General features: G+C 48.2%; 14 protein-coding genes. 10 read left to right on the forward strand and 4 right to left on the reverse strand.

Annotation, left to right across the window (positions count from 1 at the left end):
- Positions 1-112: 112 nt before the first annotated feature.
- The 3 genes from SK066_RS00665 to SK066_RS00675 form a co-directional block, all read right to left on the reverse strand.
- Positions 113-1,381, reverse strand: a complete 1,269-nt coding sequence (locus tag SK066_RS00665; RefSeq protein ID WP_320543241.1) for an ABC transporter permease — start codon at positions 1,379-1,381, stop codon at positions 113-115.
- Positions 1,365-2,675, reverse strand: a complete 1,311-nt coding sequence (locus tag SK066_RS00670) for an HlyD family secretion protein (protein WP_320543242.1) — start codon at positions 2,673-2,675, stop codon at positions 1,365-1,367. The genes SK066_RS00665 and SK066_RS00670 overlap by 17 nt, the downstream gene beginning before the upstream one ends.
- Before the next feature lie 120 nt (positions 2,676-2,795).
- Positions 2,796-3,320 carry a MarR family winged helix-turn-helix transcriptional regulator gene (locus SK066_RS00675; protein WP_188778037.1) on the reverse strand — a complete coding sequence of 175 codons (525 nt, stop codon included), beginning with the start codon at positions 3,318-3,320 and terminating at the stop codon, positions 2,796-2,798.
- A gap of 298 nt (positions 3,321-3,618) precedes the next feature.
- Between SK066_RS00675 and SK066_RS00680 the strand changes: the two genes are divergently transcribed.
- The 8 genes from SK066_RS00680 to SK066_RS00715 all read left to right on the forward strand — a co-directional run bounded on the left by SK066_RS00680 (position 3,619) and on the right by SK066_RS00715 (position 12,177).
- Complete coding sequence (locus SK066_RS00680) at positions 3,619-4,566, forward strand: ribose-phosphate diphosphokinase (protein WP_188778035.1); 948 nt, start codon at positions 3,619-3,621, stop codon at positions 4,564-4,566.
- Positions 4,567-4,745: 179 nt separating this feature from the next.
- Positions 4,746-6,470, forward strand: coding sequence for a tetratricopeptide repeat protein (locus SK066_RS00685; protein ID WP_320543243.1), 1,725 nt, complete (start codon positions 4,746-4,748; stop codon positions 6,468-6,470).
- Between the two features lie 72 nt (positions 6,471-6,542).
- Positions 6,543-7,496, forward strand: a complete 954-nt coding sequence (gene trxB / locus SK066_RS00690) for a thioredoxin-disulfide reductase (RefSeq protein WP_188778031.1) — start codon at positions 6,543-6,545, stop codon at positions 7,494-7,496.
- Between the two features lie 410 nt (positions 7,497-7,906).
- Positions 7,907-8,854, forward strand: a complete 948-nt coding sequence (locus SK066_RS00695; RefSeq protein WP_320543244.1) for an ROK family glucokinase — start codon at positions 7,907-7,909, stop codon at positions 8,852-8,854.
- Positions 8,855-8,913: 59 nt separating this feature from the next.
- The gene (gene rapZ, locus SK066_RS00700) at positions 8,914-9,807 is read left to right on the forward strand and encodes an RNase adapter RapZ (RefSeq protein ID WP_188778027.1); all 894 of its coding nucleotides are present in this window, start codon (positions 8,914-8,916) and stop codon (positions 9,805-9,807) included.
- 12 nt (positions 9,808-9,819) lie between these two features.
- Positions 9,820-10,812: a gluconeogenesis factor YvcK family protein gene (locus tag SK066_RS00705; protein ID WP_320543245.1), complete on the forward strand. Its 993-nt coding sequence runs from the start codon at positions 9,820-9,822 to the stop codon at positions 10,810-10,812.
- Positions 10,813-10,817: 5 nt separating this feature from the next.
- Positions 10,818-11,756 (forward strand): DNA-binding protein WhiA, encoded by a 939-nt coding sequence (whiA, locus tag SK066_RS00710; RefSeq protein WP_188778023.1) that lies wholly within the window; start codon positions 10,818-10,820, stop codon positions 11,754-11,756.
- Between the two features lie 151 nt (positions 11,757-11,907).
- The gene (locus SK066_RS00715; RefSeq protein WP_188778021.1) at positions 11,908-12,177 is read left to right on the forward strand and encodes an HPr family phosphocarrier protein; all 270 of its coding nucleotides are present in this window, start codon (positions 11,908-11,910) and stop codon (positions 12,175-12,177) included.
- Between the two features lie 192 nt (positions 12,178-12,369).
- Here the strand turns inward: SK066_RS00715 and SK066_RS00720 are convergent, their stop codons facing one another.
- Entirely contained in the window at positions 12,370-12,843 is a 474-nt protein-coding gene (locus SK066_RS00720) for a stalk domain-containing protein (protein ID WP_320543246.1), read from the reverse strand.
- Between the two features lie 280 nt (positions 12,844-13,123).
- Between SK066_RS00720 and SK066_RS00725 the strand changes: the two genes are divergently transcribed.
- Positions 13,124-13,882, forward strand: coding sequence for an SIMPL domain-containing protein (locus SK066_RS00725; RefSeq protein WP_320543247.1), 759 nt, complete (start codon positions 13,124-13,126; stop codon positions 13,880-13,882).
- 386 nt (positions 13,883-14,268) lie between these two features.
- A complete protein-coding gene (locus tag SK066_RS00730; protein WP_320543248.1) occupies positions 14,269-15,447 on the forward strand; it encodes a PdaC/SigV domain-containing protein in 1,179 nt (392 codons plus the stop codon).
- Positions 15,448-15,603: the final 156 nt, after the last annotated feature.

A 15,603-nucleotide genomic window follows, 5' to 3' on the forward strand; every position in this document is an offset into this window, starting at 1 on the left:
TGCGGATCAGGGGCTTTTTCTAGGTCGGGCTAATGAAAGCTCGAATGATCATATTCTAACACTCTGAAATAGAATATAATTTTGAACTCGAATCAGCGCTTGATATGCTTTATTATTGAACTTCTTTCGGTGTACCTGAGCCATTCTTCTTCAGGCTCACCTTGATTGGAGCAGATGCAGAGCTTGTTGTTTCTGTAGTAATCACCTGGGTCGTTGTGTCCACCGAATCGGTATGCATATCCCCATCACGCTCGGCTTTGCGAATTTTACGCATTTCGTTCAGCATGAGCAGGAAGATCACAACGAGGAAGCTGGTGATTAGAATCAGGAAGCCGCCCAGCTCCTGTCCAAAGTAGTGCAGATCGCCGCCACGGAAGCCCAGTCCACGCAGGAATTTGAAATGCCAGGACAGTGGCAGCACATGGCTGACATTTTGCAAAATCGGTGGCAGCAGGGCAACTGGAATCTGCGCACCACTCAAAATAAACGATGGCAGCAGGATCATCGTGATCCGTCCAGCCGCTTTGGCCGGGCTACTCGCGCTCCAGCCTACGAGCATACAGAGCAGAGACAGCGAGATGGTATACATCAGGAATGGAATCCACAGCTGGAACACATTCGCCTCAAAGCGAAGTCCGCCCACCTGCTTCAGACAGCCCATGACGACATACATAGAAACGGTAGCGATGATCGCATACGGCACGACACGCAACACAAGGCTGAGTGGACGACGTAATGCCTCTGCCAGCAGACCCTGCTCGCGTAGACGTGGAACGATCGTCAATGTAGCCCCACCCAGAATAGATAGGAATACTGTATTAACGAAGCCGATAACCGAGCTCATCAGCGTATTGTTCGTCGGGTTGTACAGCAGACGGGTCTGCAAGCTCAGCCCTGTAGTAAAGTTAGTCGCCTGTGCAGAGCTAACGCCCATCGCGACCAGCTTGCCTGCGGCGGTTGTTGCATTCTCCGCATTGATCACCTCGGTCACACCATTACGCAGATAGGTAGTTGCTGTAGCGAGCGCTGTATCAACATACAAACCGATATTCGTCTGCCCGCCCTGCGTGTGGGCTTTTTCCAGACCTGCTGGCAGGTAGATCACGCCGAAGTATTCTTCATTGTACAGGAAGCTGTTCGGCTCCATGTAGTTGTAGGTGATGTATTTAACATCGATATACTGGTCAGCATCGAGCTTTTCGATCAATTGCTGGCTGTAGGCGCTGTGATCCATATCGACCACAGCGACCGGTGCCTCGTTTAGCTGGTTGTTTTTAAAGACGTAGCCGAACGCCGCAGAGATAATGAGCGGCGCAATGAGCATAATCCAGATAAACTTACCTTGCAAAATGAGCTTGAATTCATCAATTATTGCTTTCATTGGTCGGAACCTCCACCGTCATTCCCGGCAGCAGGTCAGATGTACGCTTCACATCGACACGCACGATAAATGAAGTCGTATCTGCCTGTCCTTTTTCACGGCTCATACGCAGTGCAGCATATTGTGGTGCAGAAGTGATGTAACGCACGGTACCTTGAACATTTTTGCCCAGCGATACGATGTTGGTATCCACTTTCGCGCCAGCCTGGAAGCTCTTAATATTTTCTTCGCCTACATACAGATCATAGTACAGCTTGCCTGTTTCGATCATTACGACCGGTGTGCCAGCAGAGACGTTTTCGCCTGCTTTTGGTACGACACGGGTTACTTTACCGTCAGCCGATGCAACCAGCACGCGGCGGTTCTTTTGGACAAGCAGATTGTCCATGCTGATTTGCAGCGATTGCTTTTGCTTTTTGAGTAGCTCGATATTGTATTGACCGTTTTGGATATCCTCTTGACCCTGATCAATTTGCTTCAGGGCTTGTTGTGCTTGCTCTACCTGAACATGTGCAGCCTGACGATCCTCAGCGGTCGCACCGTTTTGTAGCTTTTCCAGTGCGGTTTCCTGAGCGCGCACCTGGTTACCTGCCACTTCAACCTGCTTTTGAGCACTGACTAGCTGATCCTGTGTGCTTTGCAATTGCTTTTGCGCGGTGTTTAGTGCGTTTTGTGCAGTATCCAGACTTGCCTGTGTTCCCAGTCCGTTGTCAAATAGGGATTTGGCACGGTCATAGCTGGTTTGGGCATAATCGACGTTTTGCTGTGCAGTAGCGACTGCTGTCTGTGCAGCATTAACGCCATTGTTCGCAACCTCTACCGATTTTTTGGCAGAATCGACCGCGATTTCCTGACTTTGAATATCCTCAGGACGTGCGCCAGTCAGCACCTTTTGCTCGGCTACCTGTGCAGCCTGTACGCTCAGCTGTGCGCTTGCTTTTTGTTCAGCCAGCTTGTGCGATTGACTGGTCAGCTCGCTTTGTGCCTGGCTGATCTGTACATCGAGCTGGGACATTTGCTCTTTGACGTTCTGAATTTGCAGGTTGATGTCCTGCGTATCCAGTGTCATGAGCACCTGTCCTTTTTTCACATGGTCTTCTTCCTTGACCTTAACGGAGGTCACTTTACCGGATTGCCCTTCAAAGGAGCTGTTGACGGTATCAATGGTCAGCACGCCTTCCTTTTTCATAGCAGCCATCGAAACAGCGTCCTTACCGTGCATCGCTAGCAGTGTTCCTCCTACGCCCAGCGCAACAATTAGAACGATGATGGGAATTAATTTTACGATTTTCACTTTGGTTTGCTCTCCTGTCTTTATGGAAATCTAATATAAAATGTAAGCTAAAATTGAAGACGTTAGCTGGCGAATAGTTCGGAGCCGTACTATTAGACCGCAAAAAACGTTCATTTTGGCTCAGGATTCGCTATGGTTCGATTCGATACCGGAACGAATTTTGTACAGCAATTGCTTGAGCACCTCGCGCTCATCAATCGTCAAATGGTTCATGACTCCAGCTAATTGGGTGGCATATTGCGGTAAAATATGACGTACGACCGCTTCACCCTCGTCTGTCAAATGAATAGCTGTCATGCGGCGATCCTCATGGGAACCGCGACGAATCAAGCCGTCCTTTTCAAGACCGTTAATCAATCCAGTCATCGTGGAGCGGGTCACACCAGCCGATTTTGCCATTTCAGAAGGCAATAGCGGCTTTTTGAGCAGCATGAGCGAGATCAGAATTCGAATCTTGCCCGGTGACAGCCCATTTTCCGTAAGTAGAGGCGATACTTCGTGATACAGCTCATGAGAAGTACGAATAAGCAAAAAAGAAGTGAGCATGCAGTCCACATCGATCTGCGGAAACAGCGGTGCTAGATTTTTAAGCCGATCCAAATCCTTGAGATGCTTCACCATTTCCGACGGTTCAAATTGGGACATTCTCTTCACCTTTCTCCAACTATCTTAATGGAGATATTGTACGGCGCCTAACTACTTGCCGTCAAGAGGAAAAGTATGAATATTTCAACATAATACAAAAGAAAGCGCCATCATCCGACAATTTTTTCTTTGGCTTTACCTAAAGAGCGACAAACCAGCGATTTTGTGCGTATTTTCAACGTTCAAAAAGATGAAGAATTGCAGATTAGAGCAGAATTGTCTTTGATATCGTTACGCGGCGATATACAATATTTAAAAACAGGGTAAAGCAAGCTCGCCATCTAAATCAGGAGGAATTATGAAAGAACATATGCGAATTTTCTCGGGCTCATCCAGTCCGGAGCTGGCCACGACGATCGCCGATCGTCTGGGCGTGACACTGGGCAAAATCAAGCTCTCTCAGTTCAAAAGTGGTGAAACGTATGTACATTATGAAGAAACGATTCGGAACATGGATGTTTTTCTCGTGCAATCCCTGTCTCATCCGATCAATGAGCTGTTCGTAGAGCTACTTGTTATGATTGATGCAGCCAAGCGAGCATCCGCACGAACGATCAATATTATTGTGCCGTATTACGGATATGCACGTCAGGAACGCAAATCTGCACCAAGAGAGCCTATTTCTGCAAAAATGGTCGCTGATGTACTGACTACAGTTGGCGCAGACAGGGTAATTACTATTGATCTACACGCCTCTGCGATTCAAGGCTTCTTCAATATCCCGGTTGACCATCTGACTGCACTCGATCTGATCAGTGGTTATTTGCGTAGCCAATCGATTGAGGATGCTGTCGTTGTATCACCGGATGCTGGACGCGCTTACATGGCAGAAAAGCTAGCTAATCGTCTCGATGCCCCATTTGCGATGATGATCAAAAAGCGCCCGGCGCATAATGAATCGGTCATCACGCATGTAATCGGCGATGTAGAGGGCAAGACTCCGATTATTATCGAGGATCTGATCGACACAGGCACGACGATTGTAAATGTCGTCGAAAGTCTAAAGGAACGTGGGGCTCATGACGCAATCGTTTGCGCAACGCACGGACTCTTTTCCGGTGAGGCGCTAAAACGACTGGATCATCCAGCGATTCGTGAGCTGGTCGTTACGGATTCAATTAGCTTACCATCTGTGACGCCTGATCGCTTGACTGTATTGTCGGTGGCACCGATGCTTGCCCATGCGGTACGCATTATTATGGAGGGTGGCTCGATTGCCACCATGTTTAGCGACGCCGGTATCTAACGCCTTGATGTAGCCTATAGATAGCAATGTGTACGTGTATAAAGGTCGATACGCCTTTAGACCGTTCGGCTATTGTGGTATACTAAACGGTGCTGGTTACAGGTAACACAGCTCATTTACTGTGGGGCAATTGACGAACAGCAGATGAGTGAAGTGATAGAAGGAGGTGCCTTGATCCGGTGAATGATTATAAGCGGAAAACGGAAGAGGCGGAGCGTAAGGTCATCAGACTACAGATGGATGCCAATTTCTTTTTTGAACGAGCTGTCCGCTCATTAGACCGTTATCGTTATGACAAGGCATTGAATTATTTTCAAAAGGCGGTCGAATACGAGCCTGAGAATCCAGTCAATCATTGCAATCTGGCTGGCATTCTGTCCGAAATGGGCAAATATGATGCATCCAATGAAGCGTTGCAGCATATTATCGCGCAGGTCGACCCACTTCTGAGTGAATGTCATTTTTACATGGCGAACAATTATGCGAATATGGAGCAATTTGCGGAGGCTGAGCGCGAGCTGCTTATTTATATGGAAAAAGAACCCAATGGTGCGTTTATCGCCGAGGCGAATGAAATGATAGAGGTTGTGCAGCGTGAGCGTGCACGCAGTGGAGCGCCAAGTCTTGCTTTGCCGGAAATGAATGCAGAAGTCCAGCAGGAGCCGCGTGAGCAAGGACGGCAGCTGCTAGAGGAAGGCGATGTGCAGGCGGCTTGTGATCTGCTACAGCAGGCGCTTGCCGATGATCCAGACGACGATGCAGCGCGCAACAATCTAGTCGTCGCGCTTCATCATCTGGGCAAGCTGGAGCAAGCGGCTTTTGAAGTAGAGGAAGTGCTACGTCGTGATCCGCATAATCTGCATGGCCTGTGCAATCAGGCGCTGATTTTACAGCAGATGGGTCAGCACAGTCTGCTGTTACAGCAGATTCGCATATTGCGCCGTATCCATCCGATGCATGGAGAGCATCTGCTCAAGCTGGCGATTACGCTGGCCATGCTGGGACAGCATGATGCGGCGTATCCCCATTTTACACGTCTCGTCAAACAGTATCGTGAAGGCGAGCAATTAGAAATTTATCATTATGCTGCCGTAGCGGCATGCTATGTGGGTAAATATGATCAAGGTGAACAATGGTGGCGGCGTATACTGCGGCTGGATGCGCAAGCTGAAGTGCCAGCCTTTTACATCGCTCATCTCGAAGAACTGCGCCAGGAACAGCTTCAGCCGTCCTATCGTTATGCATTACCTCATACAACCGAGGTATCAGCCCGCAGTGTAGAGCGAGCATCAGAGCATATCGGTTCCATCGATAGCGAGGTGCAGCTGCTGCATATACTGCGTCACGGAACCGAGCAGCAGAAGCTTCAGGCGCTCCATGCGTACAAGCTGGAAGGCAGCTATGAGCTGCATCGTATATTGCGTGAGTATGTGGCTTCTGCACAAGCATCGACGGCGCTCAAGCAGGCGGCAGAGCGCCTGTTACGACAATGGGTATCGACACACTCGCTGGTGGATGATCGCCTGATTGATGATCTGGAGTCAGCACGTGCGAGCTTGCCGATCTGGGAGGAGCGCTGGCAGCAGGTGCTGGAGATGTTCCTTCTGCATTCGCCGATGCGTCAGCAGGGAAACTTCCGGCATGATGTGGAGGCGCTGTGGCTGGAATTTATTAAGCGTTCGTATCCGGAGCTTCCGCGGCTACAGCATCCAGAGGGCTGGGCAGCGGCGCTGGAATATCTGGTTGCGCGTCTATTTCGCCAGCCGCTTACCTATGCAGAAGTGGCGGAGCGCTATGGAAGCACCATTTCCAGTGTTAGTCGATATGCACGGCGAATCAGTCGGCTGTGTCATGTACAGAGTAAAATGCAGCGCAGTCTGGCGAAAAGTAATCAAGGCTCCTAAAGCCAATCGTATTGAGCTTGAATATAGTTATATCAACAGGTGTACCATTTCATAAGGAGGTTTCTTAATATCATGTATAAATCAATCATTATCGGAACAGGACCTGCGGGGCTCACCGCAGCGATCTATCTGGCGCGTGCCAATATGCAACCACTCGTTATCGAAGGCTTGCAGCCAGGTGGCCAGCTGACGACAACGACAGAGGTTGAGAACTTTCCGGGCTTCACGGATGGCATTATGGGGCCTGAACTGATGGACAATATGCGCAAGCAGGCGGAGCGCTTTGGAGCGGAATTCCGCTCTGGATGGGTAGAGCATATCGATCTGTCCAAGCGTCCATTCAAAATTAAGGTTGAGGGTGCAGGCGAGCTGGAAGCGGAATCTGTCATCATTTCAACCGGTGCATCGGCTCGTTATCTGGGCATTCCGGGTGAACAGGATAATGTTGGACGTGGTGTAAGTACATGCGCAACATGCGACGGCTTCTTTTTCCGCAACAAAAAGCTTATCGTTGTTGGCGGTGGCGACTCTGCGATGGAGGAAGCGAGCTTCCTGACTCGTTTTGCAACAGAGGTAACGGTGGTGAATCGTCGCGACGAGCTGCGCGCTTCGAAGATCATGCAGGATCGTGCGCGTGACAATGCGAAGATCAAATGGGCGCTGAACCGCAAGCCGCTTGAAGTCGTTGCAGGCGATACAGGCGTAAAAGGCTTGAAAGTGCTTAACAATGAAACAGGGCAGGAAGAGCTAGTTGAAGCAGATGGCGTATTCGTAGCAATCGGACATACGCCGAACACCGGCTTCCTCAAAGGGCAGATTACAACCGACGATCATGGCTACATCATGGTCACACCGGGTACAACCGAAACGAATATCCCTGGCGTATTCGCTTGTGGTGATGTTCAGGATACACGTTATCGTCAAGCGATTACGGCTGCGGGTAGCGGCTGCATGGCAGCGATGGATGCGGAAAAATTCCTGGAAGGCCATATGGTACATGACTGGAGCGAAGCGCTGGATAAATAACAGAGCGTTCAGAGAAAAGGGAGCCACTACGGCTCCTTTTTTGCTTGGATCGTGCAAGACAACAGACCCGCGGGTTTCGCTTGACCTGATGGTGTGGTTCGCTTATAGTTGGATACGAACGTTTTCATTACCTCAGAGCGTATAATGCAGTCGTTTTCTCATGGAGAAAGCACTGCTATGACGGGCAATCCCCGTATTTCTTCACTATAAATTTTGTGTATAATCGCATTTTTAGCAGTATCCGACAGAACGGAAATGGTACAATAGTATAGAATGTACAGCCTGTGTTCATCCATGCCACAGCTTGCTTAGTTTCGATACATAAGCAAGCGATATCATGAAGTAGCAGACACAGTTAAAATGCATATGGATATATATCAAATTTTGAGTAGAAAAGGTGGCTCGGTTCTATGTCTGAAAATATTTACGTCGGCGTCGACCTTGGTGGTACTGCGATTAAGGTAGGCATTTGCAATCATGAAGGAGAACTGCTTCACACATACGAAGGTCCAACCGAAAAAGAAAAAGGGACCGATACCGTGATCGACAATATCGTCAAATATGTACGTCTTATTGTTGAGCAATCTCCCTACAGCTGGGATCAGCTTGTAGGCGTGGGAGCAGGCGTAGCCGGCTTTACCGATCTTCGCGCAGGTGTGATCCTGCTAGCGCCGAATATCGGATTTCGTGATGTACCGATCCGGGCCATCCTTGAAGAACGTCTCGGAAAAACGATCCGCATCGATAATGATGCTAACGTAGCTGCACTGGGCGAAGCGTGGAGTGGCGCAGGCAAAGGCGTGAACGATTGCGTCTGCTACACACTGGGTACCGGCGTAGGCGGCGGCATTATTTTGAACGGTAAAATTTATCAGGGCTTTGCTGGATTGGCTGGCGAGATCGGTCATATCTCCGTTGTACCTGATCTGGAAGCGATCCAGTGCGGCTGTGGGAAAATGGGCTGCCTGGAGACGGTATCCTCTGCGACAGGTATCGTGCGCATGGCGGTAGAAGCTGTCGAACGTGGCGATCAGACCAGCCTGTCGAGTATTGAGCAGATTACAGCGAAGGATATTTTTGATGCCGCTAAAGCAGGAGATGAGGTAAGCATTCGCATCATTAACCGTGCTGCCTTTTACCTGGGCAAATCGATGGCTGCGATTGCAGCAACCTTGAACCCGGAACGCTTTATTATCGGTGGCGGTGTATCCAAGGCTGGCGATATTCTGTTCAGCAAAATCCGTGAGGTATTTGCTGAGCTGACACCCGCTCCACTACAGCAGGGCGTTGAGATTATCCCTGCCAAGCTGGGCAATGATGCAGGTATCGTTGGAGCAGCAGGATTGCTGTTGCGTTAACATACAAGCAAGCGAAGGTGTAACTACCACATACAACTGGATAGAGAGGGGACAAAAGCATGAGCACCAGCGACAATTCAACGACCGCCACGATGGTTATTATTACCGGACTGTCTGGCGCAGGTAAGACGATTGCAGTGCAAAGCCTGGAGGATCTTGGTTTTTTCTGTGTAGATAATCTTCCGCCTGTGCTAATTCCTAAGTTTGCCGAGCTGATTGAACAGTCCAATGGCAAAATTGGTAAGGTTGCGCTTGTGATCGATTTGCGCGGCCGTGAATTTTTTGCCGCCCTCTCGGAATCATTGAGCTATCTAAAAAATCACCTGACGATTCATTCGGAGATTCTGTTTTTGGAAGCAAGCGATGAAGTGCTTGTGCAGCGCTATAAAGAAAGTCGTCGTCGCCATCCACTCGCTCCAGAAGGGATGCCCCTTGATGGAATCCGGCTTGAACGCAAAATGCTAGACGATCTACGAAATGCAGCGACGCAAGTTATCGATACAAGCACGACCAAGCCAGCCAAGCTGAAGCAGACGATCGTATCGCATTTTTCACACCTGGAAACGAATCGCCTGTCGGTGAATATCACATCATTCGGCTTCAAATACGGTATTCCGATTGATGCCGATCTGATCTTCGATGTGCGCTTCCTGCCGAATCCGCATTATATCGATGCCCTGCGTCCCCATACCGGACAGGACAGCGATGTGTACGAATATGTGATGAAGTGGCCAGAGACGCAAGCGTTTTTGACCAAGCTGCTCGATATGCTGCATTTTCTTATCCCACAATATCGTAATGAAGGCAAAAGCCAGGTGATTATCGGGATTGGCTGTACCGGCGGTAAGCACCGTTCGGTTGCTATTTCCGAATATCTTGGCCGTATGCTAGGCACTAGTGAAACCGAAACCGTACGTGTCAGTCATCGGGATGCTGATCGTGATCGGCATTAAGGAGTGGAACCTATGTCAATTTCACAGCCAGACCTGCCTGTGCTGCGCCCACGCATCGTTGTGATGGGTGGCGGCACTGGCCTGTCTGTTATGCTGAGAGGTCTGAAGGAAAAGCCGCTCGATATTACAGCAATCGTAACGGTTGCTGATGACGGAGGAAGCTCAGGCATTCTCCGTGACGAGCTAAAAATGCCGCCTCCGGGCGACATTCGCAACGTGCTAACCGCGCTTGCAGATGTAGAGCCGCTTATGTCAGACATGCTCAAGTACCGCTTTCAAAAAGGGGAAGGGCTGGCTGGACATAGTCTGGGCAATCTCATTCTTGCAGCGATGACCGATATTTCAGGTGACTTTGTCACCGCTGTACGTGAGCTAAGCCGAGTTTTTGCCGTTCGTGGTGAAGTGTTGCCTGCCGCAGAGCAGGCAGTTGTACTGCATGCCGAGATGGAGGATGGAGAGATCGTCACAGGCGAGTCCAAGATTCCAGAAGCGGGCAAGCGGATCAAACGTATTTTCCTTGAACCGGATCACGTGGAGCCGTTGCCAGAGGCTGTGCGAGCGATTCAGGAGGCGGATGCGATCTTGATCGGGCCAGGTAGTCTGTATACCAGTCTGTTGCCCAATCTGCTCGTACCGAAGCTAGCGGATGCGATTCTAGCATCCGATGCACTCCGGCTGTTCATCTGTAATGTAATGACTCAGCCTGGTGAAACAGACAACTACGCGGTCAGTGACCATCTGAACGCGATCTATGAGCATGTTGGACACCGGCTGTTCGACTATGTACTCGTGAATAATGAGCCGATTCCGCTCAAGGTGCAGCAGCGCTACGCGGAGCAAGGCGCCAAGCCGGTTAAGCTTGACCAGGATGAAGTAGAAGCAATGGGCTACCGGATCATCGCCGATAAAATGGTGATGTACGGCACCTATCTGCGGCATGATGCCGAGATGCTCAGCCATCATATTTATGAGCAGGTCAAGAAACACATTTTATCGAAAGGGTGAGTCCATTGTCATTTGCGGCGCAAACCAAAAAAGAATTGACCATGATTGAAGCGGATGACTGCTGTGAGCAGGCAGAGCTGTCGGCCTTAATTCGAATGAACGGTTCCGTGCAGGTGTCCAACAAAAAGATTATACTGGACATTTCCACGGAGAATGCCGCAATTGCAAGACGGATTTATTCCCTGATCAAAAAGCATTTTGCGGTCCATACCGAGCTGCTTGTACGCAAAAAAATGCGGCTGAAAAAGAATAATGTATACATCGTCCGTATTCCGGCAGGTGTACAGGAAATTTTGAGTAAGTTAAAAATTGTGTCCGAGGGCTTTATGTTCACGCCGGGCATCAATAAGCAGATGGTGAGCAAAAATTGCTGTAAGCGAGCTTACCTTCGTGGTGCTTTTATGGCAGGTGGCTCGGTGAATAACCCGGAAGGCTCCTCCTATCATCTGGAGATTGCGTCCATGTATGAAGAGCAGTGCCAGGCACTTGTTGATCTGGCGAATGAATTCGATCTGAATGCGCGTTGTATCGAACGCAAAAAAGGCTTTATTTTATACATCAAGGAAGGCGAGAAGATTATCGAATTCCTGAGCATTATCGGAGCTCATCAGGCGCTGTTCAAGTTCGAGGACGTGCGTATTATGCGCGATATGCGTAACTCGGTCAATCGAATCGTCAATTGCGAGACCGCGAACTTAAACAAAACGATCGGTGCAGCGGTACGCCAAATTGATAATATCCGTCTTATCCAGCGTCATCTGGGGCTGGAGCAGTTGCCAGATAAGCTACGCGAGGTAGCAGAGATTCGACTGGCGCATCCGGATATGAACCTGAAGGAAGTTGGCGAAATGCTCAAGGGTGGCGTAAGCAAGTCAGGTGTGAATCACCGACTTCGCAAAATCGACGAGCTGGCGGAAAAGGTGCGTAACGAGCATCTAGTATAAAATATCTGTTATGCGTAATGATGCTTTATTTTTTTCTACTAAAGCGCATGTTATAATAATGTAGTATGATGAATAAGTGTCAATATTGAAGGCATCAGTGTAATAAACTTATAAATTGCAATGAATACGTATTTTAGGGGGTAACTGTCACATGATCAAACACCCGGTAGTGGTTCGCTTGAAAACGGGATTACACGCAAGACCTGCAGCACTTTTTGTACAGGAAGCGAATAAATATTCTTCTGAGATTTTCGTGGAGAAAGACGACAAAAAAGTTAATGCTAAAAGTATCATGGGTATCATGAGCCTTGCGATTAGCTCCGGTACTGAAGTGTACATCAGCGCAGAGGGTGCGGATGCAGAATCTGCTGTAAACGCTTTAGTTGGACTGGTAAGCAAAGAAGAGCTGGAAAACCAATAAAAAAGCCCCTCATCCAACGGATAAAGGGCCGAGACCGTCACCATAGGGTGGCGGTTTTTTTGGTATGTGGCTGTATAACCTGAGCGATGATTGATGTAGTGTAAAAAGCTATTCATACCATTCATATCAAGAGAAATGATGAACAGATCGCTCATACAATGCTCTATGGCTGCGATAGAGACAGAACAAAGTCTACTCCTCCAGGAAAATTCCTTTTTTCGCAAAATTCAGCTTTACCTGCGATGCATTCCATGCGCTCTGATAGCCAAAGCCATCACGCAGTACGGTAAACGGTATATACAGTCGTCCGTTAATTACCTGTGCATTGGGGCCTTTCCATTGATGATTGTTCAGGCGGATATTAATACTGTCCGTACCCATGATCATATCGATCTGATCATCATTTTGCAGCAATGTATAGGTTTTAACTGTCGGCTCATAGCGGAGTGTCACGCCAATGGAGTCGCGCAGTAATACGACTGGAATCATCGTGCTGCCTTCAATAAGCAATCCATTTTGCGGAAGACGAGTACCGTTCCATTCTAGCTTGACCTCGCGTGGTGCAGCATTCATAGGTGCTGCGCTGGCGGTAGGGATCAGGCTGCATAGCAGCAGGACGCTGGCCAGAAGAAGCATGGAACTTTGTACGAATTTCTTTTTTAACATGGTGACGCTCCCCTCTTGTGTTATCCCTGTCTCCTGTGCAGCGAGCTTGGCGCCATCCACGGGGCGGGACTATTTGAGATGATACTGAAATCATGTGACTGGTAATTGGTGCGGTGGTGTCTGCCTTGTGCTGTATAAGTGTTGCTGCGTCTAGCTTGATCGGCTTCAACCTAGCAATCAAGCCCTTTTATTGTATATACCCCAAATTGCTAGGATATGTTGCAACATTCGCTTTTACCTAAGCGTTTACTAGGTAACAAGACGAAAGGGTGAATTGATAATGAAGAAAACAAAATCTATGGCTTCCTTGCTGCTCGCCGGTACATTGCTTACAGGAGTAATGATGAGTGTAGCTTTACCAGGAGCAAGCTCGGCGTATGCAGCGGAGACAACGCAGGCTACAACAGCGGCTACGGGTGTGATTAATGTAAGCGGAAATGGCAAGCTATCTGTAAAGCCTGACATTGCGTATGTATCGATTGGCGCACAAACAACAGCATCTACAGCTGCCAAAGCACAAGCATCCAATGCACAGAAAATGAGTAAGCTGACTGAACTGCTCAAAAAATGGTCGATCCCACAGGCGGATATCCAGACTGTGCAATTCTATGTTCAGCCTAACTACAACTATAACGATAAGGACGGGCAAAAAGTTACAGGCTATACCGCATATCATACGCTCGAAGTAAAATATCGTGATCTGGATAAGATCGGGCAGTTGCTGGATGATGCATCCGCTGCCGGTGCGAACAATGTAGGTTCGGTAAACTTTGATGTCGAGAACCCACAAACGTATGAGGATCAGGTCATCGCTAAAGCAATGAAAGATGCAGCATCCAAAGCAGGCTCCATTGCCAAAGCAGCGAACCGCACACTGGGCGAATTGCTGTCTGTTAGCGATTCAGGAACCGTTACCCCTCCGGTTGTCATGCAACGTGCTGAAGCGGCGATGAGCGATACAGCGAGTGGTGGTACATCGATTCAGCCAGGTATGATCGAGCTGAATACTACGCTGACTGTCCAATATGCCATGAAATAAATCATTGACGATGAAAATGTCAATTTCGTAAAAAGCAAATCGAAGCTGCACAGTCATATCAGAAGTCCCATATGGGGCGCTGGAGTGGCTGTGCTGTTTTGTTTCAAGGGCTTAATTTTAAAGGTAATACGTAGAGTCTCTCACATCGTTTCAGTATAATCCCTGTTTGCCAAACCAGAGACATCGGAAAAATGGAAACTTCATTTTGCAGGGAAGCTTAGTTTCGAAACGAAAAGTTTATTTACAATTTTATTACTTTTAGTAAGAATAGCGTATCGATGTTGTTACTCTGTTTTAAGCAGTTTGTAAATCAAACGGTTGCTAATCTGGTTATACTGAGCAATGTTGAGATGAACTTTAAACATATCGAACAGGAGAGATTAATAATGGACAAGCAATATACGCTGAAAAACACAACGTATCTCAAAAAACTATCTGCACTGGTGCTGGCAGCAACAATGGCAGCAGCAGGTACAGTCGCTATTTTACCTGGAAGCACCAATTCCGTGTATGCCGCAGCAGCAAGTCAGAAGGTAAATAAAGCTGTTGTACATGTACAGGTAGAAGGCAAAGCTGTAGCAACACAGGGCATGCTCAGCAAATCCGGCAAAACGCTGGTACCGCTGAAGGACGCCGCAAAGGCGCTGGGTGCTACGGTTACTTATGATGCCAAAACACATAATGTAATTGTTACGAAAGGCAAGCAATCCGCAGCCTATACGATCTATAACGATATCAATACTGACAATGTATTTGCTGCATTCAATGGTGGCGCACTGGGCGAAAGCTATGACGGCCAGATTGTAAAAGGGGTATCCTATGTTGAAGCGAAGGCGCTATCGGAGCCATTCGGTTATCGTACTGTATGGAACAAAGCAACCAGTACAGTCAATTTTACAACGGTAGGCGTGAACGCTGTGACCGTAACACCAACCAAGCTGGCTGATCCGATCCAAAATAAATACACAACCGTAAACGTGGTGTACCCGGTAGTATCCGGTCTGGATAATGAAGCTGCACAAACAGCAATCAACAAAGCGCTTAAAGACCATTTTGATAAATATCTGGCAGGCATGAAAAAGCAGGTGGAAGAAGCAGGCACTCCATATTCCAAAGACCTGAGCTACGAAATCGATGGCGGTTATAAAGTCAGCTACAACCAGAACGGTGTGATCAGCTTCCTGCTGACCGATTACCAATTCCTCGGCGGCGCACATGGCGATAACATTCTGACAGGCATGACCTTCTCGCTCAAAGATGGCAAAGCGCTCAAGCTGGATGATCTGCTCAAATCCAACGCTTCGTATCGTCAGGATATCAAAAAAATGCTGCAAGCTGATATCAAAAAGCAAAGCGATGAAATGGGCTATTCCCTAGAGCAATTTAACGATCTGAGCAAAAACTCCAGCAGCTACCTGAACAACTACTACCTGACCGATAGCGGCTTCACTGTGTTCTTCCAGAAATACGATATCGCTCCAGGTGCAGCAGGCAATCCAGAGTTTAACTTTACATTTAGTCAGCTACTGAAATATGGTGTGAATCCGCTAAAGGATTTTAAATAAGAGCTTTGGATATAAAGTACAGCTCATAGGCTGAGTGATAATTGCATACACAAAGCTGCAACTGTTCGTCGCGTTGCAGCTTTTGCTTTGCAAAGCTTAATTTTTTAATTCGTTGTTATGAGATGAAGGTGGATCTCTGGCTTGCGAATCTGGTGG

It is taken from the genome of Paenibacillus hunanensis (assembly GCF_034055775.1).
Classification (GTDB): Bacteria; Bacillota; Bacilli; order Paenibacillales; family Paenibacillaceae; genus Saccharibacillus; species Saccharibacillus hunanensis.